The sequence below is a fragment of the Cellulomonas triticagri genome (genome assembly GCF_003696205.1).
GTDB classification, from domain to species: domain Bacteria; phylum Actinomycetota; class Actinomycetes; order Actinomycetales; family Cellulomonadaceae; genus Cellulomonas; species Cellulomonas triticagri.
The window spans coordinates 1-22,566 of sequence record NZ_RFFI01000027.1 but is presented as its reverse complement, the minus strand read 5'-3'; the positions used below and the strand labels follow the sequence as shown (position 1 = coordinate 22,566).

Annotated in this window: 21 protein-coding genes and 1 tRNA gene; 13 read left to right on the top strand and 9 right to left on the bottom strand. The window is 74.7% G+C overall.

The window, feature by feature from the left end; all coding sequences use genetic code 11:
- Positions 1-98: 98 nt before the first annotated feature.
- Positions 99-701: a GNAT family N-acetyltransferase gene (locus EBM89_RS06805; RefSeq protein ID WP_122148699.1), complete on the bottom strand. Its 603-nt coding sequence runs from the start codon at positions 699-701 to the stop codon at positions 99-101.
- A 118-nt stretch (positions 702-819) separates the two neighbouring features.
- On the opposite strand from EBM89_RS06805, the gene EBM89_RS06800 reads away from it, so the two are divergent.
- The 3 genes from EBM89_RS06800 to EBM89_RS06790 all read left to right on the top strand — a co-directional run bounded on the left by EBM89_RS06800 (position 820) and on the right by EBM89_RS06790 (position 4,083).
- Positions 820-892: transfer RNA gene (locus EBM89_RS06800), tRNA-Arg, on the top strand.
- 147 nt (positions 893-1,039) lie between these two features.
- Positions 1,040-2,473 carry an ATP-binding protein gene (locus tag EBM89_RS06795; protein WP_122148698.1) on the top strand — a complete coding sequence of 478 codons (1,434 nt, stop codon included), beginning with the start codon at positions 1,040-1,042 and terminating at the stop codon, positions 2,471-2,473.
- A 383-nt stretch (positions 2,474-2,856) separates the two neighbouring features.
- Positions 2,857-4,083, top strand: a complete 1,227-nt coding sequence (locus EBM89_RS06790; protein WP_147463472.1) for an MFS transporter — start codon at positions 2,857-2,859, stop codon at positions 4,081-4,083.
- Here EBM89_RS06790 and EBM89_RS06785 read toward each other — a convergent pair.
- From EBM89_RS06785 to EBM89_RS06770, 4 genes are read right to left on the bottom strand one after another with little or no spacing between them, the layout of a single operon-like run.
- Positions 4,044-4,874, bottom strand: coding sequence for an energy-coupling factor transporter transmembrane component T family protein (locus EBM89_RS06785; RefSeq protein WP_199732013.1), 831 nt, complete (start codon positions 4,872-4,874; stop codon positions 4,044-4,046). The genes EBM89_RS06790 and EBM89_RS06785 overlap by 40 nt on opposite strands.
- Positions 4,871-6,613 (bottom strand): ABC transporter ATP-binding protein, encoded by a 1,743-nt coding sequence (locus EBM89_RS06780; protein ID WP_122148710.1) that lies wholly within the window; start codon positions 6,611-6,613, stop codon positions 4,871-4,873. The genes EBM89_RS06785 and EBM89_RS06780 overlap by 4 nt, the downstream gene beginning before the upstream one ends.
- Complete coding sequence (locus tag EBM89_RS06775; protein WP_122148696.1) at positions 6,610-7,503, bottom strand: DUF8171 family membrane protein; 894 nt, start codon at positions 7,501-7,503, stop codon at positions 6,610-6,612. Before EBM89_RS06775 ends, EBM89_RS06780 begins: the two co-directional genes overlap by 4 nt.
- A 40-nt stretch (positions 7,504-7,543) precedes the next feature.
- A complete protein-coding gene (locus tag EBM89_RS06770) occupies positions 7,544-9,178 on the bottom strand; it encodes an HAD family hydrolase (protein ID WP_233571594.1) in 1,635 nt (544 codons plus the stop codon).
- Positions 9,179-9,304: 126 nt separating this feature from the next.
- Between EBM89_RS06770 and EBM89_RS06765 the strand changes: the two genes are divergently transcribed.
- The 3 genes from EBM89_RS06765 to EBM89_RS06755 all read left to right on the top strand — a co-directional run bounded on the left by EBM89_RS06765 (position 9,305) and on the right by EBM89_RS06755 (position 12,846).
- The gene (locus tag EBM89_RS06765) at positions 9,305-10,294 is read left to right on the top strand and encodes a LacI family DNA-binding transcriptional regulator (protein ID WP_199732011.1); all 990 of its coding nucleotides are present in this window, start codon (positions 9,305-9,307) and stop codon (positions 10,292-10,294) included.
- Positions 10,295-10,666: 372 nt separating this feature from the next.
- Complete coding sequence (locus EBM89_RS06760) at positions 10,667-11,557, top strand: glycine betaine ABC transporter substrate-binding protein (protein WP_122148695.1); 891 nt, start codon at positions 10,667-10,669, stop codon at positions 11,555-11,557.
- Between the two features lie 185 nt (positions 11,558-11,742).
- Complete coding sequence (locus EBM89_RS06755) at positions 11,743-12,846, top strand: glycosyltransferase (RefSeq protein ID WP_158609536.1); 1,104 nt, start codon at positions 11,743-11,745, stop codon at positions 12,844-12,846.
- A 90-nt stretch (positions 12,847-12,936) separates the two neighbouring features.
- Here the strand turns inward: EBM89_RS06755 and EBM89_RS06750 are convergent, their stop codons facing one another.
- Positions 12,937-13,839, bottom strand: a complete 903-nt coding sequence (locus EBM89_RS06750) for a permease prefix domain 1-containing protein (RefSeq protein WP_122148693.1) — start codon at positions 13,837-13,839, stop codon at positions 12,937-12,939.
- Positions 13,836-14,210 carry a PadR family transcriptional regulator gene (locus EBM89_RS06745; protein WP_122148692.1) on the bottom strand — a complete coding sequence of 125 codons (375 nt, stop codon included), beginning with the start codon at positions 14,208-14,210 and terminating at the stop codon, positions 13,836-13,838. The genes EBM89_RS06750 and EBM89_RS06745 overlap by 4 nt, the downstream gene beginning before the upstream one ends.
- Before the next feature lie 221 nt (positions 14,211-14,431).
- On the opposite strand from EBM89_RS06745, the gene EBM89_RS21095 reads away from it, so the two are divergent.
- Positions 14,432-15,619: a hypothetical protein gene (locus tag EBM89_RS21095; RefSeq protein WP_158609534.1), complete on the top strand. Its 1,188-nt coding sequence runs from the start codon at positions 14,432-14,434 to the stop codon at positions 15,617-15,619.
- A 362-nt stretch (positions 15,620-15,981) separates the two neighbouring features.
- Here EBM89_RS21095 and EBM89_RS06730 read toward each other — a convergent pair whose 3' ends face one another.
- A complete protein-coding gene (locus EBM89_RS06730; RefSeq protein WP_122148690.1) occupies positions 15,982-16,626 on the bottom strand; it encodes a hypothetical protein in 645 nt (214 codons plus the stop codon).
- A 247-nt stretch (positions 16,627-16,873) separates the two neighbouring features.
- On the opposite strand from EBM89_RS06730, the gene EBM89_RS06725 reads away from it, so the two are divergent.
- The 3 genes from EBM89_RS06725 (at position 16,874) to EBM89_RS06715 (ending at position 19,876) form a co-directional block, all read left to right on the top strand.
- The gene (locus tag EBM89_RS06725; RefSeq protein ID WP_233571593.1) at positions 16,874-17,812 is read left to right on the top strand and encodes an SDR family oxidoreductase; all 939 of its coding nucleotides are present in this window, start codon (positions 16,874-16,876) and stop codon (positions 17,810-17,812) included.
- A gap of 59 nt (positions 17,813-17,871) precedes the next feature.
- On the top strand, positions 17,872-18,717 hold the full coding sequence (locus EBM89_RS06720) for a helix-turn-helix transcriptional regulator (protein ID WP_122148688.1): 846 nt from the start codon (positions 17,872-17,874) through the stop codon (positions 18,715-18,717).
- 115 nt (positions 18,718-18,832) lie between these two features.
- Complete coding sequence (locus EBM89_RS06715) at positions 18,833-19,876, top strand: NAD(P)-dependent alcohol dehydrogenase (protein WP_122148687.1); 1,044 nt, start codon at positions 18,833-18,835, stop codon at positions 19,874-19,876.
- A gap of 75 nt (positions 19,877-19,951) precedes the next feature.
- Here EBM89_RS06715 and EBM89_RS06710 read toward each other — a convergent pair whose 3' ends face one another.
- Positions 19,952-20,347 (bottom strand): OsmC family protein, encoded by a 396-nt coding sequence (locus EBM89_RS06710; protein WP_122148686.1) that lies wholly within the window; start codon positions 20,345-20,347, stop codon positions 19,952-19,954.
- 203 nt (positions 20,348-20,550) lie between these two features.
- Between EBM89_RS06710 and EBM89_RS06705 the strand changes: the two genes are divergently transcribed.
- From EBM89_RS06705 to EBM89_RS06695, 3 genes are all read left to right on the top strand, one after another.
- The gene (locus tag EBM89_RS06705) at positions 20,551-20,787 is read left to right on the top strand and encodes a helix-turn-helix domain-containing protein (protein WP_122148685.1); all 237 of its coding nucleotides are present in this window, start codon (positions 20,551-20,553) and stop codon (positions 20,785-20,787) included.
- A gap of 84 nt (positions 20,788-20,871) precedes the next feature.
- Positions 20,872-21,471 carry a hypothetical protein gene (locus EBM89_RS06700; RefSeq protein WP_122148684.1) on the top strand — a complete coding sequence of 200 codons (600 nt, stop codon included), beginning with the start codon at positions 20,872-20,874 and terminating at the stop codon, positions 21,469-21,471.
- Positions 21,471-22,566, top strand: a 1,096-nt coding sequence (locus EBM89_RS06695) for an amidoligase family protein (RefSeq protein WP_122148683.1), incomplete at its 3' end; no start/stop codon positions are given. The genes EBM89_RS06700 and EBM89_RS06695, both read left to right, overlap by 1 nt.

The following is a 22,566-nucleotide window of genomic DNA, read 5'->3' as shown; positions in this document are numbered from 1 at the left end:
CGAGCCGGGCCCGGCGGTGGCGGACGGGTTCCCCGGGCCGGGATGTCACCCGCGCGGTCGCGGGCCGACCGGGTACCGGCCGCCGGGCCACCCTGCCCTCAGAGGTCCAGGCGCATGACCGCCCGGCGCTGCGTCGGGCGGGACACCTCCACCAGCCCGGCCGCCGCGAACGTCGGCACCGTGCCCACGTGCAGCTCCTCGTCGATCACCCGCGTCGTCGTGATCGGGTACGCCTCCACCGCGCGCCCACCCGCCGCCCGCACGTGCTCGACGGCCGCGGCCGCCAGCACCCGGCTGATGCCCCGCCGGCGGAACCCCGCCCGGACGAACAGGCACGTCACCGCCCACACCGACCGGTCCGCACGGTCCTCGTCCCGGCCGTCCCACGGCACCCGGAACACCCGCACCAGCCCGTCGTGATCCGCGCGCGGGGCCACCGCGCACCAGCCCACCGGCTCGTCCCCGAGGTACGCCACCAGCCCCGACGTCGACCCCGAGCCCGAACCCGCGTCGGTCTGCGCGCGCAGCCGCTCCGCCCGCACCTCGACCGGCACCGCCGCGAAGGACTCCCCGGGCGGCAGGCGGTACCGCTGGCACTGGCAACGGTGACCCGCACCGCGCGTGCCCAGGACCCGCTGCAGGTCCTCGAACGGGACCTCGTCCGCGGGACGCACCTGGACCGGTGGGGAGACGTCGTCCACGGGGCCACGGTAGGCCCGGGGACCGGCGGCCGGCGGGTGTGACGCGGGCGACGCCGGATCGAGTTTGGGCTCAGGCGCTGCGGCCTGTACTCTCTTCAACGGCCCTTCCGGGGCCGATGCGCCCGTAGCTCAATGGATAGAGCATCTGACTACGGATCAGAAGGTTGGGGGTTCGAGTCCCTCCGGGCGCACACCGCAGGCGAAGGCCCGGCACCGATGGTGCTGGGCCTTCGTCATACGCGGCTAGAGTCGCGCGCCCTGCTCGCACGACGCAGGTCGCCACAAACGTTACTGCAAATGTCACCTCAAATGTCACCGCTCGTGGTTACCTTTGGTCCATGGACCACGAGCTGGCCGACCTCCTGCACGAGCTGCGATCCAACGACGGCGACACCGCCGACGTCGAGGTGAAGTCGGCGGCGGGTGGGCTCTCACCCGACCTCACGGGGACGATCTGTGCACTCGCGAACCTGCCCGGCGGCGGACGCATCGTCCTGGGGCTCGACGAGCACGCGGGCTTCGCGCCGAGCGGCCTGGGCGATCCGCAGGCGCTCAAGCAGGGGCTGGCAGGGAAGGCGCGTGCACTCCATCCGCCGCTGACCCTGACGTTCCGTCAGGTCGAGCTCGATGGGCACCCGGTGGTCATCGCGCGTGTCCCGGAGTGCCCGCCCTCGGCGAAGCCGGCCCGGGTCGCGGCGACGGGTGAGGCGTGGCTGCGGAGCTGGGACGGCGACCACCGCATGTCCGAGGTCGAGGCGCAGGGGTTCTTGCGGCAGCGGGAGCAGCCGCACGCCGACCGGGCGACCGTTCCCGGCGCGACGGTCGATGATCTCGACCCCGACCTCCTGGCGATCTGGCATCGCACGGTCGTCGAGCGTGACCCGTCGGGCCTGGGGCGGTTCGGTGGCGCCGAGAGGCTCGTCCGTGCCGGCATCCTGTCGAAGGACGGCGCGGTCACGACGGCCGGCCTGCTGACGCTGGGCGTGCACCCCCAGCAGTTCTTCGAGCGGTTCGTCGTCAACCTGGCAGTCGTGGACCAGCCCGGTGTCCGTGCGTCGATGACCCGGACGGTGACGGGCCCGATCCCTGCGATGCTCGAGCAGTCGGTCGAGTGGGCGCGGATGGCGTTCCCCCAGCACGTGGCCGGTGACGACGACGGCGCTGTCCGGGACCGGTGGGCGTACCCCCTGGAGGCGTTCCGGGAGCTCATCTCCAACGCGCTCGTGCACCGCGACCTCGAGGACTGGTCCCGCGGGCGCGCGATCGAGGTCCGCCTGCTGTCGGACCGGCTCGTGGTCACGAACCCGGGTGGGCTGTACGGGTTGACGGTGGATCGTCTCGGGCAGCCCGACGCGACGTCGTCGCGCAACGGCAGGCTCGTCGAGATCTGCCGCTACGCCCGGACGGCGACCGACGCCCGTGTCGTCGAGCTCCTGGCCACGGGGATCTCCACGGTCCGGCGCACCGCGTCCGCTGCGGGGCTGCCCGAACCCGAGTTCCAGGACAGGGGTATCGCGTTCACCGCGATCCTCAGATCGGCCCCGCCCGAGGTCCAGGTGACGTCGGACGTCGTCGTTCCGCGCCGCCCGACGGCGGCGGAGCAGGTGGTGCTCGATGCTCTCCGGGAGGGGCCGGCGACGATCCACGATCTCGTGGAGGCCACGGGCAAGGGCGCTCCGGCTCTTCGTAAGACCCTGCGGGCGCTGCGTGCGCGCGGACGCGTCACCCAGGTCGGCGGGCAGGGCAGGGGCACGACGTACCACCTGCCGTAGGCAGAGGTCCGCGGGGCGCTGGCGGTACCGGCCACCGCCCCCGCGACTACGGATCACAAGGTTGGGGGTCGAGTCCCTCCGGGCGCACCCAACAGGCGAAGGCCCAGCACCGAGACGGTGCCGGGCCTTCGTCGTCCCGCCAGGACCGGCGCTCTCGCAGGCCAGGTGAACTCCCGAGGAACATCCTGGCGAACTGGCCGCGGCGCTTCCCCGATCTGCCTAGCGTGACGACGTCCGGTCGGCAAGGGAGAAGCGTTGGTGGTCGACGCGCGGGGACGAGCGGTGCTGGCACGGCAGGACGTCGAGAGGCAGTCCCCGGCGCGCGCGTTCGTGGTGCGGGTGCGGGTGCGTTCCGCGGGTGCGCCGTGAGGGAGCGGGTCCAGGTGTCCCCGACTGCCACGACCGCGTACCGGGTGATCCCTGCGGTGCTGGCGTGCGCCGTCCTGGCGAACTCCGCGATGGTGCCCCTGATGCCCTACCTGCTGGCCACCCGGTTCGGGTGGGAGCTGTGGCAGGTCGGGCTGTACTCGTTGGCGGTCACGGTGACCACGATCCTGCTGAACCGGCGGGCGTCCGCCCTGGTCGACCGGGGGACGTCCGGGGTGCTGCTGTGCGCGGTCGGCGGTGCGGCCCAGGTGGTGGCCGGTGTCGCCGCCGTCGCCGCGCTGTCGCACGTGGGGTTCCTGCTGCTGGTCGTCCCGGCGCTCGCGGCGGGTGGGGCGACCGTGCCGGTGTTCTACGCGATGGGGCGCACGGCGGTCGTCGCTGCCGGGCGGGACGCGACCCGGTTCAACTCGGTGCTGCGGGTCGCGACGTCGGCCGGGTGGGTGCTCGGTCCTGCCGCCTCGTTCGCGCTGCTCGGCTCGACCGGCGCGCAGACGGCTCTGTGGGCGGTCAGCGCCGCGGCACTGGCGGCCCTGGTGGTGCTCCTGCTCGTCCGACGCCGGGTCGAGGCCGTCCGGGCCGGCGCCACCGGGCAGGTGCCGGGCGCCGTCGAGCGACCTGCGCGGCCGGACGAGGCGGTGCGTCGCCGGGTGCGGTCCGCGGTGACGCTGGTGTTCCTGCTGTCGTTCGCGCACATCGCGACGACCACGTCGTTGCCGTTGCTGCTGGTCGAGCACGCGTCGGTTCCCGAGCGCGCGACCGGGGCGGTCGTCGCGATGAAGGCGTTCGTCGAGATGGCCGCGATCCTGCTCGCACCCTGGGTCCTCGCTCGGGTCAGCCCGCGCATGACGGTGCTCGGGTGCGCGGTCGTCGCCGTCCTGGCGTACGTGACCTACCTGCTCGCCGACGGGTGGGGTCTGGCTATCGCCGCGAGCGTCCTGGAGGGCGGCTACTACGGGTTGTTCGCCGCGGTCGGTCTGACCTGGGTGCAGTCGCTGAGCCCCGATCGGGTGGGCTGGACGACCGGTGCGTCCATGTCGGGCATCTACACCGGGGTGCTGCTCGCCTCACCGATCAGCGGGCTGGTCGCCTCCGCCTGGCTCCCCGGGATCACCGTCCTGTCGATGGCGGCTGCGGGTGCAGCCGCGATCGTCGCGGCGACGGCGACCGCCGGGCGGAGTCCGGCTCATCCGCGGTACACCGGCCAGGTGGCACCGACGAGGTAGCAGCAGGCGACCGCGAGGGCGGTGACTGCCAGGACCGCGGCGTCTCTCGGTCCGAACCTCAGCGACCCGATGCGGATGGCTCGTCCGCGGGGGTCGATGGTCGCGAAGGTGAACCCGCGGGCCTCGAGCGCCTCGACGGTGGTCCGGACGGACTTCGCGGTGTTGAGGAAGATCGGGTAGAACGCCCGGATCGTGATGAGCACCCAGTGGACCAGGGCCCGCCATCCCAGCAGGCCACGGCCCGCGGGTGGGGCCTGGCGGAGGCGGTAGCCCTCGACGACGGTGGCGAACTCCTCGACGAGGATCGGCATCATCCGGTACCCGTAGGACACCGCGAACGCGACGGCGGGCGGGAACCGCAGCGCGAGCAGCGCGTCGGAGAGCTTCTCGGGGTCGAGGGACACGAACGCCGCGAGGCTGGCCAGCGACAGCACGCCGAGCTTGGCGGTGACCTCGAGGAGGGCGACGACGGTGGTGAGGTCGCCGCCGAACAGGGTCGCGGCCAGCGCGAGGTAGATCAGCTCGAAGCCGAGCCCGATCACGAACAGACCCAGGACCAGCGGTCCGACCCGGGCGAGCGCGACCGCGACCGCCCCGAGCACGAACAGCGCTGCCAGGGTGGTGAGGTTGTGCGTGAGCCACGGGGCGACGGCCATCAGCAGGTACCAGCCGATGACGGCACGGGGGTCCATCGCGGCGAACAGGCCGCCGCGGGTGGAGTAGGCGGTGCGGATCAGCTCGAGCTTGATCCACTCGACGGACAGCACGTCGTGCTGCGTGCGCAGGCTCACGTCAGGGCTCCCAGCGGGGCGGGCGCGTAGTGCGCGGCGAACTCCTCGACGGTCAGGGGCAGGGGGTCGAGGCCGAGCTCCAGGCCGAGCTGGGTGATCTGCGGCGGCACCAGGTGCGCCGGTGCGAGCACGTCGGGCTCGGCGAACAGCACGCGCGGGGTCGTGTCGGCGACCACCCGTCCGCCGTCGAGCACGAGCACCCGGGTCGCCCACTCCGCGACGAGGTGCATGTCGTGGGTGGCGACGACGGTGCACGCGATGTCCTCGGCGAGGTCGGCCAGCATCGCGATGACGTCGTCGCGGCTGCTGACGTCCAGGCTCGCGGTGGGCTCGTCGAGCAACAGCAGCGCGGGGCGCATCGCCAGTCCGATCGCCAGGGTGGCGCGGCGCTGCTGCCCGCCGGACAGGGTGCGCCCGTCCCGGTCCGCGTGCTCGGTGAGCCGCACCCGGTCGAGGATCCGGTCGACCAAGGCGTCGACGTCGGGCACGTGCCGTCCGGCGGGGAACAGGGCGACGTCCTCGCGCACCGACGCCTTGAGGAACATCCGCTCGGGCTGCTGGGCGAGGTAGGCCGCCCGCTCGGAGAGTCGTCCGGCCCGCTGCGTGCGGGTGTCGACGCCGTCCAGCTCGACGGTGCCGACGCGGGGGACGTGGATCCCCGCGAGCAGCCGCATGAGGGTGGTCTTGCCCGCGCCGTTGCCGCCGACGAGCGCGACGCGGTCACCCTCGCGGAGCGTCACCGACAGGTCGTCGATGACGGGCCGCAGCCCGCCGCCGACGTCACGGAACCCGTGCCCCACCTCGCGTGCCACCGCGACGGCCCGGCGGTCCGGCTCGCGCGCGGGGTCGTCCGGCACGTCGGCACGGGGTGCGGCCCGGCGTACGACGCCCCCGTCCTGGTCGGCGCGGACCAGCGTGGCGGCGTCGGCCACCGACAGCGGCACGCCTGTCACCCCGATCCGGCGCAGTCCGTCGACGACCTGCGGCGCGGGGATGCCGTGCCGGGCGAGCTCGCCCGCCCGGCCCAGGGCCTGCGCGGTGGGCAGGTGCCACACCGGCGCGCCGTCGCTCATCAGCAGCACGGACCGCGCGTACCGGGCCACGAACTCGGCGTGGTGCTCGATCGTCACGACCGTGATCCCGTGGTCCCGGTTCAGGTCCGTGAGCCGCTCGTAGATCTCCACGGCGGCCGCGGGGTCGAGCTCGGCGACGGGCTCGTCCACGACCACGACCTCCGGGCGCAGCGCGAGGACGGACGCCAGCGCGACCAGGTGGGCCTGGCCGCCGGACAGCTGCCACACGAACCGGTCGGCGAGGTGCTCGATGCCGACCATCCGCAGCGCCTCCGCCGTGCGCTCGGCGTGGTCCGCCAGGCCGAAGTTGACCGGCCCGAACGCGACCTCGTCGCGCACTGTCGGACGTACGAGCTGGTTCTGGAAGTCCTGGTAGACGTACCCGACGACGCTGGACAGCTCGGCGACGGACGACTCCCAGGTGTCGACACCGCCCACGCGCACCTCTCCGGCGAACTCGCCCGACCAGTAGTGCGGGACCAGCCCGTTGAACGTCTTGCACAGCGTCGTCTTGCCCGAGCCGTTGCCGCCGACCACGGCGACGAAGTCGCCGCGCTCGATGCGCACGTCGACGTCGCGCAGCGTGTCGGACCCGGCCCCCGGGTAGCGGAAGCTCAGCGCGGTCGCCTCGATGACCGGTCCGGCCGGCGGAATCCCGCCGCTCATCGGTCGGCGCGGCGACGCCGCCACACGGAGAACAGGATCGCCGCGAGGGCCAGCACGACGACCAGCGCGCCCACGCTGACCCACAGGAAGGTGTCGCCGTACTGCCCGCGGAAGTCCGCCTCGACGGACCCGATCGAGACGTCCCACGCCTCCAGGAAGGCGAACACGAACGACAGCAGGGACGCGAGCACCGCCACGACGACGAACCAGCCCGCCCACGGCACGGTCCCCGGGCGCGGCTCGCCCGGGACCCGGGGACGCATACCGAGCAGTGGCTCGATGCGGCCGTGCAGGGCCGGGATCAGCCACATCGCGGGCAGCGCGCCGAACAGGATGCCCGAGATCACCAGGTCGATGCCGAACCCGACACCTTCCAGCAGCAGGATCGACTGCGGCAGCCCCTGGACGTACTCCGCGTCCTCGACGCCCACCCAGACCTTGGCGAGGTCGACGACCGCCGACAGGAACTTGTCGATGCCGACGATCAGCAGCGCGCCGAGCCAGATCTGCGGGCGGCTGCGCGGGTTGCGGACCACCGAGCCCGCGACGTAGATCGCCAGGAACATCTGGATGAAGCCCTCGAGCTCGGACAGCCCCGAGAAGTCGCCCATGAGCAGGTCGGTGAACACGATCTCGCCGAGCGGGGCACCGAGGGCGGCCCAGAACGGGTTGAGCAGCGCCGCGAGGGTCAGCGGGACGAACACGAAGTAGGCGACCGACAGGTCGACGGGGCCGATTGTCACGTCGGGGATGATCTCGAGCAGGATGTTCGCGAGGCCGAAGAGCGCCATCGAGAGCACGAACACCATGAGGTTCTGCGGCGTCGACGTCCGGGCGGAGCCGATGCCGCGCAGGGCGCCGCGGCGCTCCGGGGCCTGGGTGGTGGACATGAGGTGGCCTTCCTGGGTGCGTTCGGGGAGACGGGGCAGGTCAGGGCACGAGCACGGGGCTCGCGGGCTGGAGCAGGGCGAGCAGGTCGCCCGGGGTGTCGACGGCGGCCGTCGCGAGGCCGCTCGAGACGGCGGCGTCGAGGTCGGGGTCGGGGGTGGAGCCGCCGCGCACGAGGACCCGGTGGGCGACCCCTGCGGCGAGAGCGGCCGCGGCGTCGTTCTGCGGCTTGTCGCCGAGGAACCACGTCCGCGCCGGGTCGGCTGCGGCGATCGTGAGCGCCTCGCGCACGATCGCGGGGTCCGGCTTGCGCACACCGACCTCGTCGGAGCACACGAACGCCGCGACCAGGTCGGTGAGCCCGTGCTCGGCGCACTCCGCGCGCACGGCCCGCCCGCTGACGGTGTTGGACACCACCACGACCGGCACCTGCTGCGCGCGGCAGTGCTCCAGCAGGTCCCGGACACCCGCCCGCAGCGTCCGGCGGGACTTCGCGCGCCCGTAGCGGGCCATGACGTCGTGCGCCTCCGCGCCGAGGACGGTCCGGCGGCGCTCGCTGAGCGTCGCTCCGAACCAGTCCCGCCAGAACACCACGGGATCGGCCTCGGGCAGCCGGTCGCCGCCCGCGGCGAACGCCCGGACGGCGTCGTCCTTCCAGGCGCGGTGGCGGCGCCGGGCGTCGGCGACCAGGCCGAGGACAGTGTCGGCGTCCAGGTCCGGACCCGGCTCGCGGAGCAGGCCGGCGAGCCAGCCGGCGAACGCGCGCAGCAGGTCCGGGTCGTCGCGCGAGTCGGAGATCACGCCGCCGTGGTCGATCAGCAGCGCGGGTCGGGTCGGCCGCGACTCGGGCGCGGTCGGGATCGGGCTGGGTGCGGGCGGGGCGGCGAGCGCCGACCGCAGCGCGGCGGCCAGGCCCTCGGGAGTGTCGAACACGGCGTCGGCCTGCTCGGCCACGGCGAACGGCGGCTGGTCGGTGTGGTGGCTGCGGGTGAGCACCACCGCGCCGACGCCAGCGCGGCGCCCGGCGACGACGTCGCGGTCCTGGGTGTCCCCGACGTACCAGCAGCGACCGGGTGCGGTGCCCAGCGCCCGCGCGGCCATCTCGATGATGCCCGGGTGCGGCTTGCGGATGCCGACCTCGTCCGAGTAGCACTGCACCGCGAACCGCCCGGCCAGTCCGTGCGCGGCGAGCACCTGCCGGTGGCTGCGCCCGGAGTGCGCGTTGGAGACGATGCCGAGCGGGATCCCGTGGGCGTCCGCGAGGTCGAGCAGGTCCCGGATACCCGGGCGGACCCGGTGCTCGGACAGCGTCGTGGTCAGGGCGAGCAGCACGTCGGACGCCTCCGCGACCAGCAGCGCGCGAGCGGCGGGCTCCAGATCGGGGAACAGGAAGTCCCCGACGATCTCCCGCGGCGCCATCTCGACGGGCTGCAGGCGGCGGCTCTGCGCGTGCTTCCAGTGCTTGAGCGCCGTCAGCCCCGCGTCCAGGGAACCGCGCACCCGGTCCACAGCCACGTCCAGGTCGCCGCGCGCCAGGCGCGCGGCCAGGTCCCGAGCCAACCGGTCGCGCCCGTCGGGCACCTTCGCGGTCTCGAACACCACCCCGCCGAAGTCGAGGAGCAACGCGCCTGGAACGTTCCGGACGGCCGGTGCGAGGAAGTCGTCGTCAGTGGTCACGAGCAGCGACGCTAGGGGCGGCGGGTGGCCGCGGGGCCGCGAGCGGGTGAACAGATCCGGAACGTTCCAGACAAGGTCGCTCGGCATGCCCGGGCAGATCCCGTACCGGGTGGTAGAAACGACCCGATGTCCCGCACCAGCCCTCGCCGCCCCACGATCATCGACGTCGCGCACGCGGCCGGCGTGTCGAAGTCGCTCGTCTCCGCGGCCCTACGCGGCGACCCGGGCGTCAGCGCCGAGAGCCGGCGGCGCGTCGGCGAGGTCGCGGCGGCGCTCGGGTACCGGACGAACGGGTGGGCGCAGCGGCTCGTCAGCGGCCGCAGCGCCCTCGTCGGCGTGCTGCTCACCGACCTGCGCAACGCCTACCACACCGACATCGTCAACGGCATCGAGGACGCGGCCGAGGAAGCCGCCTACGACGTCATCCTCAGCCACGGGCGCCGCGACCCCGATCTCCTGCGCCGCCGGCTCGCCGATCTGGTCGAGCTCGGCGTCGACGCCGTCATCGCCGTGACCGCGCACCTCGACGAGCCCGATCTGCGGCAGGCGGCCGCGCGGGTGCCGCTGGTGGTGGTCGGGCGCCCGGCGCGCGTGCCGGACGGGGCGGGGTGGGTGTCCAACGACGACGAGACCGGGGCCCGCCTCGCGGTGCAGCACCTCGCCGACGCGGGGCACACCCGCATCGCGTTCCTCGCCGCCTCCGACCGCCCCGCCGCCCGAGCGCGTCGCGACGCCTACCGCGCGGCCGCCCCCGGGCGCCCGCGCGAGTTCGACGCACGCACGGGAGGCATCGCCGACCTGCTCACCGCGACCGGGCTCCCCGACGGCCCCACAGCGGTGTTCGCCGCCAACGACCGGCTCGCCGCCGAGGTCCTCGCCCGCGCCGCCGACCACGGTGTCCGCGTCCCCGAGGACCTCGCCGTCGTGGGCTACGACAACACCGACCTGGCCGGACTCGTCCGGCCCGCGCTCACCAGCGTCGACCAGCCCCGGGCGGCGATGGGTCGCGCCGCGATGGCGCAGGCGCTGACCCTGCTCGGCGGGGCTGCCACCGCGCACGAGGTCGCCGTGCCCACGCTCGTGATCAGAGCCTCGTCCGTCCCGGCCACGCCCTGACTCCTGACCGGCCCATCTCATCATCGTGATGGAACTGTGACCGCTGGTTGACCGACCGCGTCATCACACGGATCCAGCCGGGGCTCGCGCCAGGCCGAGCGCTCGTTCGCAGGGCGATTCGTGACGGTCGATTGGTTCGTCCTTGAATCATCTGCTTGTCTGGACGCGGCCACCCAGCCACAGCACTGGACGCGAGCCCGGGGTGCTGACCGCCCCGGGTGCGTACGGTCGGCGAGGATACGACGGCGCTCTCGGAGCCGCCGCCGCGCGAGGTAATCGCGCGCACGCCACCCGTCCGGGCTGAGCCCCGTCCGCACCCGCGGACCCTCAACCCGACGTCGCCTCCGCGCGACCAGATTGGATGACGCCCCGATGCGCTCGACCGCCCGGATCCTCGCCACGGCAGCCGCCGCGGCCCTCGCACTGACGGCCTGCTCCTCCTCGGACGGTCCGGCGGCGGAGGCGCCCAACGGCGACCGGTCGGAGATCACGATCGCCGCGGTGTCGGGGTGGGACGACGTCGTCGCGTCGAGCGTCCTGTGGCAGTCCGTGCTGAACGAGCAGGGCTACGACGTCTCCGTCGAGTACGTCGACATCGCCACGGCGTTCGTCGGGCTGTCCGCCGGGGACTACGACCTGTACCTCGGGTCGTGGCTGCCGCAGACGCACGGCGAGTACATCGAGGAGTACGGCGACGACCTCGAGGAGATCGGGGTGTGGAACGACCAGGCGCAGAACACCATCGCGGTGAACGCGGACGCCCCGGTCGACTCGCTGGCGGAGCTCGCGGAGAACGCGGCGGCGTTCGACAACCGCATCGTCGGCATCGAGGCCGGTGCGGGCATCACCCGTCTCACCGAGGAGGCGGTCATCCCGGGCTACGGGCTGGAGGACATGGAGTTCGTCACGTCGTCCACGCCCGCGATGCTCGCGGAGCTGCAGGGCGCGATCGACGCGGGCGAGAACATCGCGGTGACCCTGTGGCAGCCGCACTGGATCTACAGCGAGCTCGACCTGAAGAACCTCGAGGACCCGGACAGCGCCCTGGGCGAGGCCGAGAGCATCACGATGTTCTCGCGGACCGGGTTCGCCGACGACGCCCCGGTGGCGCGTGGCTGGCTCGCGGACTTCGAGATGGACCTCCACCAGCTCGCCGGTCTGCAGAGCGCGCTGCAGCCCGGTGCCGAGACGGGCGAGTACGACGACCTGATCGCCGGCTGGATCGACGAGAACCGCGCGTGGGTCGACGGGCTGACGGCCTGATCCGGTGACCGTGAGCAGCGCAGACCCCACCCCGGGGTACACGCTCTGACCCCTGCGTCGCGACGTCACGACCCGGTCCCGGTCGGTCGTCGCGCGGCGCCTGACGGCGCGTCGTGGCTTTCACCCGTGCGCACTCCCACGCCCCGGCGGCACGATGGTGCTCGGCGCCGGAGGGGGTGGGGCCAGTGGCACGCGTGCGCGTGGTCACCTGGGACGGTGGCGGCAACGTCGGTCCGGCGGTCCTGCTCGCGCGCGAGCTGCGTCGCCGCGGTGACGCGGTGCGGTTCCTGGGCCAGCCGCAGCAGCGGCGGGCCCTGGAGCGCGAGGGGTTCGCGTTCGCCGGGTTCCGTCGCTCGGGTCCGTGGACGGCGACCGGCGCGCGTGGTCCGGTCCGCGAGGCGGTCGGGTTCCTGCGGCTGCTGCTGGGCCGCGGGCTCGGCCGGGACCTGGTGCGGGAGGTCGAGCGCGAGCCCGTGGACCTCGTGGTGGTGGACTGCCTGCTGTACGGCGCGCTGGACGCGGTCTCCCGGGCGCGGATCCCGTACGTCGTGCTGGTGCACTCGCTGTTCGCGGCGGTGGAGCGGTCGATGACGCGCGGGGCGCCGGGTGCGGCGGCGCGGTTGGCGGGGCTGGACCCGTGGCCGTTGTGGGCCGCGGCGGACGCGGTCGTCGTGGCGACGCTCGAGGAGCTCGACCTGGGTGGCGACCGCAGACGCCCACGCCTGCACCACACCGGTCCGGTGCTGCCGGACCTCGCACCCGCGTCGCCCCCGCGTGGTGCCGTGCCGACGGTCCTGGTGAGCATGAGCACGACGTTCGTCCGCGGTCAGGCCGACGTGCTGCAACGGGTCCTGGACGCGCTGGCGCCGTTGCCCGTGCGGGTGGTCGCGACCACCGGGCCCGCCGTCGACCCGGCCGGGCTCCGGGCGCCGGCGAACGCCGACGTGCACCGGTACCTGCCGCACGTCGACGTCCTGCCGGAGGCGTCGCTCGTCGTCGGGCACGGCGGGCACGCGACGACGGTGCTGGCGCTGGCGCACGACGCGCCGCTGGTGGTGCTGCCGCTCAACCCGGCGTTCGACCAGCCGCTCATCGGGCGTCGGGTGCAGGACCTGGGTGCGGGGTCGACGCTGCCCCGGTCGGCCTCGGTGCCGCAGGTGCGCGCGGCGGTGCAGGAGGTGCTCGCCGACCGGGCGTACCGCGACGAGGCGGCACGCCTCGGGGTCGCGGTCCGGGCGGCGGACGGGGCCCGGACGGCCGCCGACGTCCTGCACGACGTGGCGGGGTGACCGGTTCGACCGCCGTGCGACGGGGACTCGTCGGCCGCGGCGCCGGTGCGCGCCGCGGCCGGCAGGAGCCGGACGTGCGAACCGAGCGCCTCAGGCCCGGGGAGCCGGGAACAGCATCCGCGCCAGCAGGAGGAACACGGCGGGGACGGCGACGGCGAGCGCGAGCCACGACCAGCGCAGGCCCACGGTCAGGGTGAGCAGCGCGAAGACGAGCAGCGCGGCGAAGCCCAGGGCGCTGACGTAGATGCCGAACCGGGCGGCGGCGTCCGGCTCCTGCTCGAACCGGTTGCCGGCGGCGGCGCGGCGGTGCTCGTCGAGCACCCACGGCTTGTGCCGGTTGGTGGCGGTGGTGCCCAGCGCGACGAAGGCGAGCACCCCGCCGACCAGCAGCACGGCGCCGGCCACCACCGCCCAGGTGAGCGGGGGTGCGGCGACCACGAGCGCGGCGAGGCCGAGGGCGGCGCCGGTCGCCGTCGATGCGGCGCCGAAGCCGAGCGCCCGACCGGTCGGCAGCGCGTAGCTGGACGTGGTCTCCTGGCGGAGCGCGTCCGCGACGAGCGTCCCGGCGCCGAGCGCCAGGACCGGCACGGCGAGGGCGCCGACCGTGATCGACCAGCCCAGGACGCCGACAGCGACGAGTGCGAGCAGCGTCGCCGCGCCGGCGACGACGATCCCGAGGGCGGTGGTGCGCAGCACGTAGGCAGGGCGCGGGCGGACGCGGTGCAGCAGCCGTTCGACGGCGAGGTCCGGCGGGGCGGCGTCGGTGGCGGGGTGGTCGAGGGTCGCGACGATCTCCCGGAGGTCGCCGAGCTCGTCCAGGGCGGTGCGGGCTGCGGTCCCGGGGTCGGCGCCGGCGGCCTCGAGCGCGGCGCTGCGGGCCAGCAGGCTGGCGCGCACCTCCTCCTTGAGGTCCTGGGTCGGCGCACCCGGGGGTGCGGCGGCGAACGCCTCGTCGAGCGCGCGGTGCAGGTTGAGGGTCGTGGTGCTGGTCATCGGGGGTCCTCCTCCAGGTCCAGGAGCGTGTTGATGATGCGCTGGGTCGCGCGCCACGCGGTGACGTCCCGCCGGTAGACGGCCCGTCCCGCGTCGGTGATGCGGTAGTACTTGCGGCGCCCGCCCTGGGACTCGTCGCCCCAGTACCCCTCGACCAGCCCGTCGCGGGAGAGGCGGCGGAACGAGGCGTAGAGGGTGGCCTCCTTGATCTCGTACTGCCCGCCGGTGGCGTCGCGGATCGCCTTGTAGATCTCGAACCCGTACCGGTCGGCCCCGCGCAGCACGCCGAGCACGATCGTGTCGGTGTGGCCGCGCAGGAGGTCGGCAGCGAACGGGTCTCCGGCCCCGACGGAGTCGGTGAAGTTGATCATGACGAGTACTGTATCTGATCAACTACTAGCCCAGCAAGGCATCGTTGTGAGGGTGGTCTCGCGCGGCCCGACACCGAGCGGGACGATGTGACGGTTCGGTCGGCGCCTTGGGCACGGCCCTCGTACCGACTCGTCCGGGGGGACACGTCGCGCAGTCCTGTCTCCCCGTCGCGGCTGCGCCGCGCCCGCGGTACCCGGATCTCGACTGGGACGGACCGATCATGACCGAGACCTCGCACCACCGACCTGCCCCGGGCGCCCTGCTCGGGTGGTTCCTGCTCGTGCTCACCGCGCTCGTGGCGGCGTGGGTCGTGCACGACGTCGTCGTGGCCCGCGCGGCCACGCCACCGGACCCGACGGCGGCCTCCCCGCAGGAGGTGCCGGCAGCCGAGCCGCCGCAGGTGGTCGTGGTGGTCGTCGCCCCGGACGGGACCGCGCCCTCGGGTGCCGTGCCCACGGCCACCGTCGCGTCTGTCCCGGTCGCGGAGGCGACGGGCGAGCCGCTGCGCACGGCACCCGCGCAGGACGCCGACGACGCGTCCCTGCGCGGTGCCGAAGCCGGGGTCGCGTCGTCGCCCGCGGTGCAGGCGGTCGTGACGTCCGTCGTGAGCTCCTGGTGGTCGGTGGTGGCCAGCGACGGGGCGGTGGTGACGGTCGGGCACGATGGGCGGCTGCTCGCGAACACGGGGTCGCCGTCCTCGGGGTCCGCCGTGGTGCTCGACGCGCAGACCTCCACCGTGCGGACCGGCGCGACGGGACCGGCGCAGCCGACCTCGACCCGGACCGCACCCGGCACCGGGGCGGCGCCGCAGACGGCGAGGACGACCGGCGAGGTCAGCGGCTCGGTGCCGGGACGGCCCCAGGCGGTGCTCGGGGCACCCGCGGTCCCCGGCGGCGCCGACCTCGCGGGGTACGAGGACCACTCCGTGCATGTGACGGGATCGGGCAACCTCGTGGCCTACGACGACGCGAACCTCGTCGTCGACCACGTCGGCCCGGTCAACGCCAACACCGGTGACACCGACTCCGGCGCGATCAACGCGGTCGACGTCACCGGGTCGGTCGTCGTCACCGGCGACGTGGGCGGCTCGGACGGCGCCGACGGGGAGGAGCCCGCGGAGCCGGAGGAGCCCGCCTCCGGTTCCGCCGCGGGCGCGGTCGGCTCCGCCGCGCCGCCAGCCGAGAGCCTGCCCGTGGTCGAGGGTGACGGCGTCGACGACCGGTCCGTGCACGTCGACGGCACGCGCAACGTGGTCTCCGACGAGGACACCAACGTCGTCGTCGGCGGTCGCGGCCCGGTGAACGCGCAGGTGGGCGACTCCGACACCGGAGGCACGGTCGCGATGGCCGTCCACGACAGCCTCCTGGTCACCGGGTGCGCCGCCGGCACGTGCGGCGGCGAGGGCTGAGGGGGATCGTGGTGACGACCCGGGTCCTCACCGCCCGGGTCGGCGCCCCGTCCGGCGGACACGGTCCCGGAGGCGCGCGCCGCCGCCCACGACGCCGACCACCGCCAGCAGGGCCAGGACGACGTGCCACACCGGTGTCATGACCGTGCCGCGCCGGTCGTGCCGGGCGCACGCGGGGCCGGCGGGCCACCACGACGCCACCCGCGACGAGCAGCACGGTCGACCGCACCCACCAGGAGCCCTCCCCGAGACCGCGGCGCGTCGCCGCGGTCCTCCCAGGAGGGTGCCGCACCCGGCGACCACTCAGTCGGCGGTCCCCGGCTGGACCGGGATGTTCAGTAGGGGTGCGCCGACGACCTGGGTCAGCCCTCGGCCGCGCCGCGGTCCACGAGCGTGAACACGCTCGCCGGGCTCGACGGGTCGGGGTCGACGGCGAGGCCGCCCTCCTGGTCCGCCACGACCACCCCGCCCGGGCCGGAGATGTTCACCTGGTCGGGCTGGTCGAGCGTGCCGACGTCGAGCTGCTGGTCGGCGGCGGCGGGGTCGCACGTCGCGACGGTCACGATGTCGTCGCCGGGGATGCTGAGGCAGGACGGCTGGCCGTCGGTGGTGGCGGTCGTGCGGACCTGGAAGGTGCCGCCGGCCACCGGCTCGAACACCCAGGTGGTGGGGACGCCGCCCGCCTCGGCGGGGTCGGTGACCGTGGTGACGCCACCCTCCACGGTGGTCGTCACCCAGGCGCTGCCGTAGGTCTGGATGTCGACCTGCCGGGTGCCGTCGAGCAGGCCGGCGCCGTCGACCGGCTCCTCGGTCGGGGGCGTGGTCGCGGTCTCGTCCGCGGTGTCCTCGGGCGCCGGGGTGGTGACGTCGGTCCCGGTGGTGTCCTCGGCCTCCGCGTCGCCGCTGCACGCCGACGTCCCGACGACGAGCGCTCCGGCCGTCAGGGCGAGGGCGAACGCGCGCGGGGCGCGGCGGCGGGCGGTGGTGCGGGTCGCGGTGGTGATCACGGGTGTCCTCCAGCGGGTCGGCGCGATCGCGGCTCGATCGCGGGATGCCGCGAGGGGCGCGCAGGCCCCTCACCTCGAACGTAACGAGCACCGGGGCGTGTGCAACCTGGCAGGACGGAAGGCCGCACCGGATCCAGGGACCGCCGGTCCGTGGACCGCCCGGCCCTGAACGCGCCCGGCAGACCCGCGCAGCATGGTCGGCACCGGCCGCCGGACCCCGCGCGACCGCCGACCCCTGGAGGTACCCGTGCCGACGACGACCGACCTGCCCGTCCCCGACCTGACCGGCCGCCTGGCGGTCGTCACCGGCGCCAGCGACGGCATCGGCCTGCGCATCGCCACCCGCCTCGCCAGGGCGGGGGCCGACCTGGTGCTGCCGGTGCGGTCCCCGGCGAAGGGCGACGCCGCGGCGCACCGCGTCCGCGAGGCCGCCCCGCGCGCCCGGGTCGACCTGCGGCCGATGGACCTCGCCTCGCTGACCTCGGTCGCGGCGTTCGCGGACGGGCTGCTCGCCGACGGCCGACCGGTCGACGTGCTGGTGAACAACGCCGGGGTGATGACGCCGCCGACGCGGCAGGTCACGGAGGACGGGTTCGAGCTGCAGCTCGGCACGAACCACCTGGGGCACGCGGCGCTGGTGGCGCGGCTGCTGCCGCTGCTGGTCGCCGGGCGGGCACGCGTGACCACGCAGGTCAGCGTGGCGGCGAACCAGAACGCGGTGCACTGGGAGGACCTGTCGTGGGAGCGGGGCTACCACCCGATGCGTGCGTACTCGTCGTCGAAGATCGCGGCCGGCCTGCTCGCCCGGGAGCTGCACCGGCGCAGCGAGGCGGAGGGCTGGGGCATCCGCAGCGCCCTGTCCCACCCCGGGGTCTCGCCGACGAACCTGCTCGCCGCGCAGCCGGGGATGGGCCGGGCGCGGGACACCGTCGAGGTGCGCCTCATCCGCGCGCTGTCCCGGTACGGGCTGCTGGTCGGGACCCCGGAGTCCGCGGCGCTGCCGGCGGTGCTCGCGGTGACCGGCCCGGACGTGCGCGGCGGTCACCTGTACGGGCCGAGCGGGCCGCTGCACCTCGGCGGTCCGCCCGCCGAGCAGCGGCTGTACTCCCGGCTCGCGGACCCGGACGACGCGCGCCGCGTGTGGGAGGTCACCCAGAGGTTGATCGGCGTCCCGCTCGCGGTGTGACGCGAACCAGGGACCGGCGATCCCTGCACAGCGCGGTCCGGTCCGGCGACGATGGGCGCATGGACCGACCCCAGCTCGCCGACTTCCTGCGCCGCCGCCGCGAGGCGCTGCAACCCGAGGACGTCGGGCTGCCGCGCGGGTCGCGCCGCCGTGCGACCGGGCTGCGCCGGGAGGAGGTCGCCGCGCTGTGCGACATGTCGGTCGACTACTACAGCCGGCTGGAGCAGAGCCGCGGCCCGCAGCCGTCGGGGCAGGTGCTCACGGCGATGGCGCGCGGTCTGCGGCTCAGCCTCCCGGAGCGGGACCACCTGTTCCACCTCGCCGGGCACGCCGCCCCCACCCGCGCGCTGCGTGGCGACCACGTGTCCCCGGCGATGATGCGCGTGCTCGACCGCCTCGCCGACACCCCGGCGCAGGTGATGTCGGAGACGGGGGAGACCCTGGTGCAGACCCCGGCGGCGCGGGCGCTGTTCGGCGACGAGACCCGGTTCACCGGGCTGATGCGCAGCGTCCTGTATCGGTGGTTCACGGACCCGACGTCGCGCGACGTCTACCCGGTGGAGGACCAGGAGCGGATCGGCCGGGGCTTCGTCGCGGACGCCCGGGCCGTCTACGGGTTGCGCGGCCGGGGCTCGCGGGCCGCCGCCGTGGTCGACGCGCTGCTGGCCGCGAGCCCGGAGTTCGCGGGGCTGTGGGAGCAGCACGAGATCGCGTCGACGTCGTCGATGGAGAAGCGGCTGGTGCACCCCGAGGTCGGGGTGATCGAGGTGCAGTGCCAGATCCTGCGCGACCCGGAGCAGGCGCAGCAGCTGATGGTGCTCACGGCGACGCCCGGCACGGAGAGCCACGACAAGCTCCGGCTGCTCGCGGTGCTCGGCACGCAGCGGGTCGCCGCGGGGACCTGACCGTGGTGGCACCCGCGCGGCACCGCCCGGGAGGTTGCATCATGGTCCACGGCCCCCGCGACGACGGCGTCGCGCGCCGCCCGCACCACCGTCATCCCCTCCCGGAGGCACCGCCTTGATCGTGCACGCCTACGCCGCCCCGTCCGCCACGGAGCCGCTCGTCCCGACGACCGTCGAGCGCCGCCCCGTCGGCCCCGCGGACGTCCTCATCGCCATCCGCTACGCCGGCATCTGCCACTCCGACATCCACACCGTGCGCGGTGAGTGGGGTCCCATCACCTACCCGCAGGTCGTCGGGCACGAGATCGTCGGCGAGGTCGTCGAGGTCGGTGCCGAGGTCACGAAGCACGCGGTCGGCGACCGGGTGGGCGTCGGCTGCATGGTGAACTCGTGCCGCGAGTGCGAGAACTGCCGCGCGGGCATGGAGAACTACTGCCTGAAGGGCAACACCGGCACGTACGCGTCCGTGGACCGCGACGGCACGATCACCCAGGGCGGCTACGCGACGCACGTCGTGGTCGACCAGGACTTCGTGCTGCGCGTCCCGGAGGCCATCCCGTACGAGGCCGCCGCGCCGCTGCTGTGCGCGGGCATCACCACCTACTCGCCGCTCGCGCACTGGCAGGCCGGCCCGGGCAAGAAGGTCGCCGTGGTCGGCATGGGTGGCCTGGGGCACATGGCGGTGAAGATCGCCGCCGCGATGGGTGCCGACGTGACCGTCCTCTCGCAGTCGCTGTCCAAGGAGGCCGACGGCCGCCGGTTCGGCGCGGGCGCGTACTACGCGACCAGCGACCCGGCGACGTTCGAGACGCTCGCGAACTCGTTCGACCTCATCATCAACACCGTCAGCGCCCCGATCGACCTGCGCTCCTACTTCGGGCTGCTGCGCCTGCACGGCACGTTCGTCAGCGTCGGCGCCCCGCCGGAGCCGCTGCCGGTGCAGGTGTTCTCGCTGTTCAACAACCGCCGCTCGTTCGCGGGCTCCAGCATCGGCTCGATCGGCGAGACGCAGGAGATGCTCGACTTCTGCGCCGAGCGCGGCATCGCCCCCGAGGTCGAGGTCATCGCGGCGTCGCAGATCAACGACGCCTACGAGCGCGTGCTGCGCTCGGACGTCCGCTACAGGTTCGTCATCGACACCGCGACGCTCGGCGCGTAGCGCCCCTGGCGGGGACGGAGTCCACCTGCGCCCACGGGGCGGAGGCGGGCTCCGTCCCGTCGACGGCCCCGTCTATCAGGCGCCACGGGTGACGGGCACGCCCTGCCGCAGGGCGCGCGGGATCTCCGCCACCGCGTCCACCGCGGCGAGCAGCCGCGTGACGACGTCGTCGGGTGCGGTGGTGTCGCACCGGACGGTGTAGGTGACGCCGGTGGACGCCCACGTCCCGGGGTCGAACCCGCCGCGGGCCTCGACGGCGGCGCCGTCCAGGGTGACGCCCAGCGCCCCGGCCTCGCGGTAGAGGTCGTTGAGCACGCACGCGGCGACCGCGAGGTGCAGCAGGTGCGCACCGGTGGGCGCGGGCGTCGCGCGCATGCCCGCGGTGGTCCACCGGTGCGGCAGGGCCAGGGCGTCGGGTGCGTCGGGCCGCAGGGACCCCGCTCCCACGGTCACGGCGTGGTCGTCGGACATGGCGGGCGGCCTCCGGTCGTCGTGGCGGTGCACCTGCGCGCACCGTACTCCGGCGCCGGTCGCGGCGACGCGCTGCTCCGTCCGGGTGACAGGACCCAGCCGTCCGGGCGAGGGCTCCGAACTCCTGGCACGGCGGGGCACCGACCTGGGGAGAGGCTCCGGGACGTCCCGCCGACGGACCTGAGCGCCGCTAGGAGGACACCATGAGCACCATCGACATCCCCGCCCGCACCCCCGACATGCTGGGCGAGCCCCTCACCCCCCGGGAGCGTGTCGTGCTCGCGGAGCTCGGCGAGGACGTCACCCTCGACGACGTCGCGCGGCGCCTGTGGGTGTCCCGCAACACGGTGAAGACCCAGCTGCGCTCGGTGTACCGGAAGATCGGTGCCACGACGCGCGCCGAGGCGGTCGCCTGGGCCCGCGCCGCCGGCATCCGCTGACGAGTTCGCGTCCCGGCTCCACAGATCGGGGCCGGGACGCGTCCTGGGAGTGCACGCACCACCGCACGACCAGGGAGGTCCACCGTGACCCGCACGACCAGCAGCACCAGCACCACCCGCACGACCCGCGTCCGGCTCCTGAGCATCGGCGTCGCCGCCACCGGCCTGTGCGCCGTCGGCACCGGCCTGGCCTTCGCCGCGGGCGGCGGCGCGACCCTCGCGTCCCCGACGCGGGCTGTCGAGGACGTCGCCCGCGACCGTGTCGACGCCGCTGCCGCGGCGGAGGACGCCGCGGTCGCGACCGACTGGAGCGCCCTGCCCGAGGGGTACACGCAGGAGCAGTACGAGGCGTTCTGGGGCGCGGGCTTCGTCCCGGAGGACGTGACCGCGCTCGAGGACCTGTGGTCGCTCGACACCACCGAGGTCAAGGCCCGCGCGGGCCAGCTCGTCCTGGACGGCGCGGCGCTGCCGTTCGAGCCCGGCACGCACGCCACCGCGCCGCTGGGCGCGGACGAGACCGCCGCGATCGACGCGTTCTTCGCCGCGGGCTACCAGTGGCCCGAGGTGGAGGAACTCGCCGCGCTCTGGCAGACCGACACCCTGGAGACGAAGACGCGCGCCGGGCAGGCCCTGCTCGACGGGCAGACCCTCCCCGTGGCACCGTCGGGCGCGGACCTCGGCTGATGCACCTGGCACCGCGGACGGACTCCCGGGAGACGACCATCGACACCCTCACCCTGCGCACCGGGTTCGAGATCGAGCTGCTCGCGCCCGCCGGCTCCGACCGGCGGGACCTCGCGGACGCGCTCGCGGACCGCTGCGGCGGGTCGGTGCGGCGGGCGTTCCACACGGACAGCGAGCCGTCCGCGGTGCCGGGCGTCGGGGTGTTCCGGCACCTGTCGCCCGCGTTCGACGTCGTGGACGCCGCGGGCGCGCCGGTGGCGCGGCTGGTGGACGACATCACGATCGAGGCGGACCTCGCGGGCACCCGCACCCCGCCGGGGCACCGCGGCTGGTACCGGGTGCTGTGCGACGACGCCCGGCTGCTGCGGATCGTGGAGCGGCAGGTCGACCCGGACGCCGCCCTGCCGGACGTGCTGGAGCCGGTCGCGGCGCTGGTCGGCACGGCCGTGGAGGTCCTGGGCGGCGCGGCCCGGGTGAACGACGCCGCGGGCGCGACGGTCGCGGTGGCGATGCCGCTGCCGGGCGGGCGCGAGCGCCCGTGCGAGGTCGTGACGCCGCCGCTGGTCCGCGACCACGGCGCCGTGCTGGACGCGCTGCTGACCCCGGCGCGGGACCTCGGGTTCACGGTGCCGGTCGAGGCGGCGGTGCACCTGCACGTCGACGGCGCCCCGTTCCGCACCCCGGCGGCGTTCGCGAACCTCGTCCGGCTGTTCGGGCACTGGCGCGAGCCGCTGCGCGCGGCCCTGGGCACGAACCCCGCGTGCCGCCGCCTGGGCGCGCTGCCCGCGGACCTCGTGGACCTGGTGGACCGCGGCGCGACCCCGACGTGGGACGAGCTGCGCCGCGCCGCGCGCGGGACGGGCATCACCAAGTACGCCGACGTGAATCTCACGCAGCTCGTCGTGGACCGGCCCCTGCGGGACACCGTGGAGGTGCGGGTCCTGCCCGGGACGCTCGACGCCGCGGACGTGGTCCGCCGGGCCGCCCTGGTGGAGCGGCTGCTGCGCCGCTGCCTCGACGGCCGCCCGGTCCCGCCGCCCGGAGCGGACGCCGCGCACGACCCCGTCGGGGCCGTCGCGGCGCTCCCGGGCACGG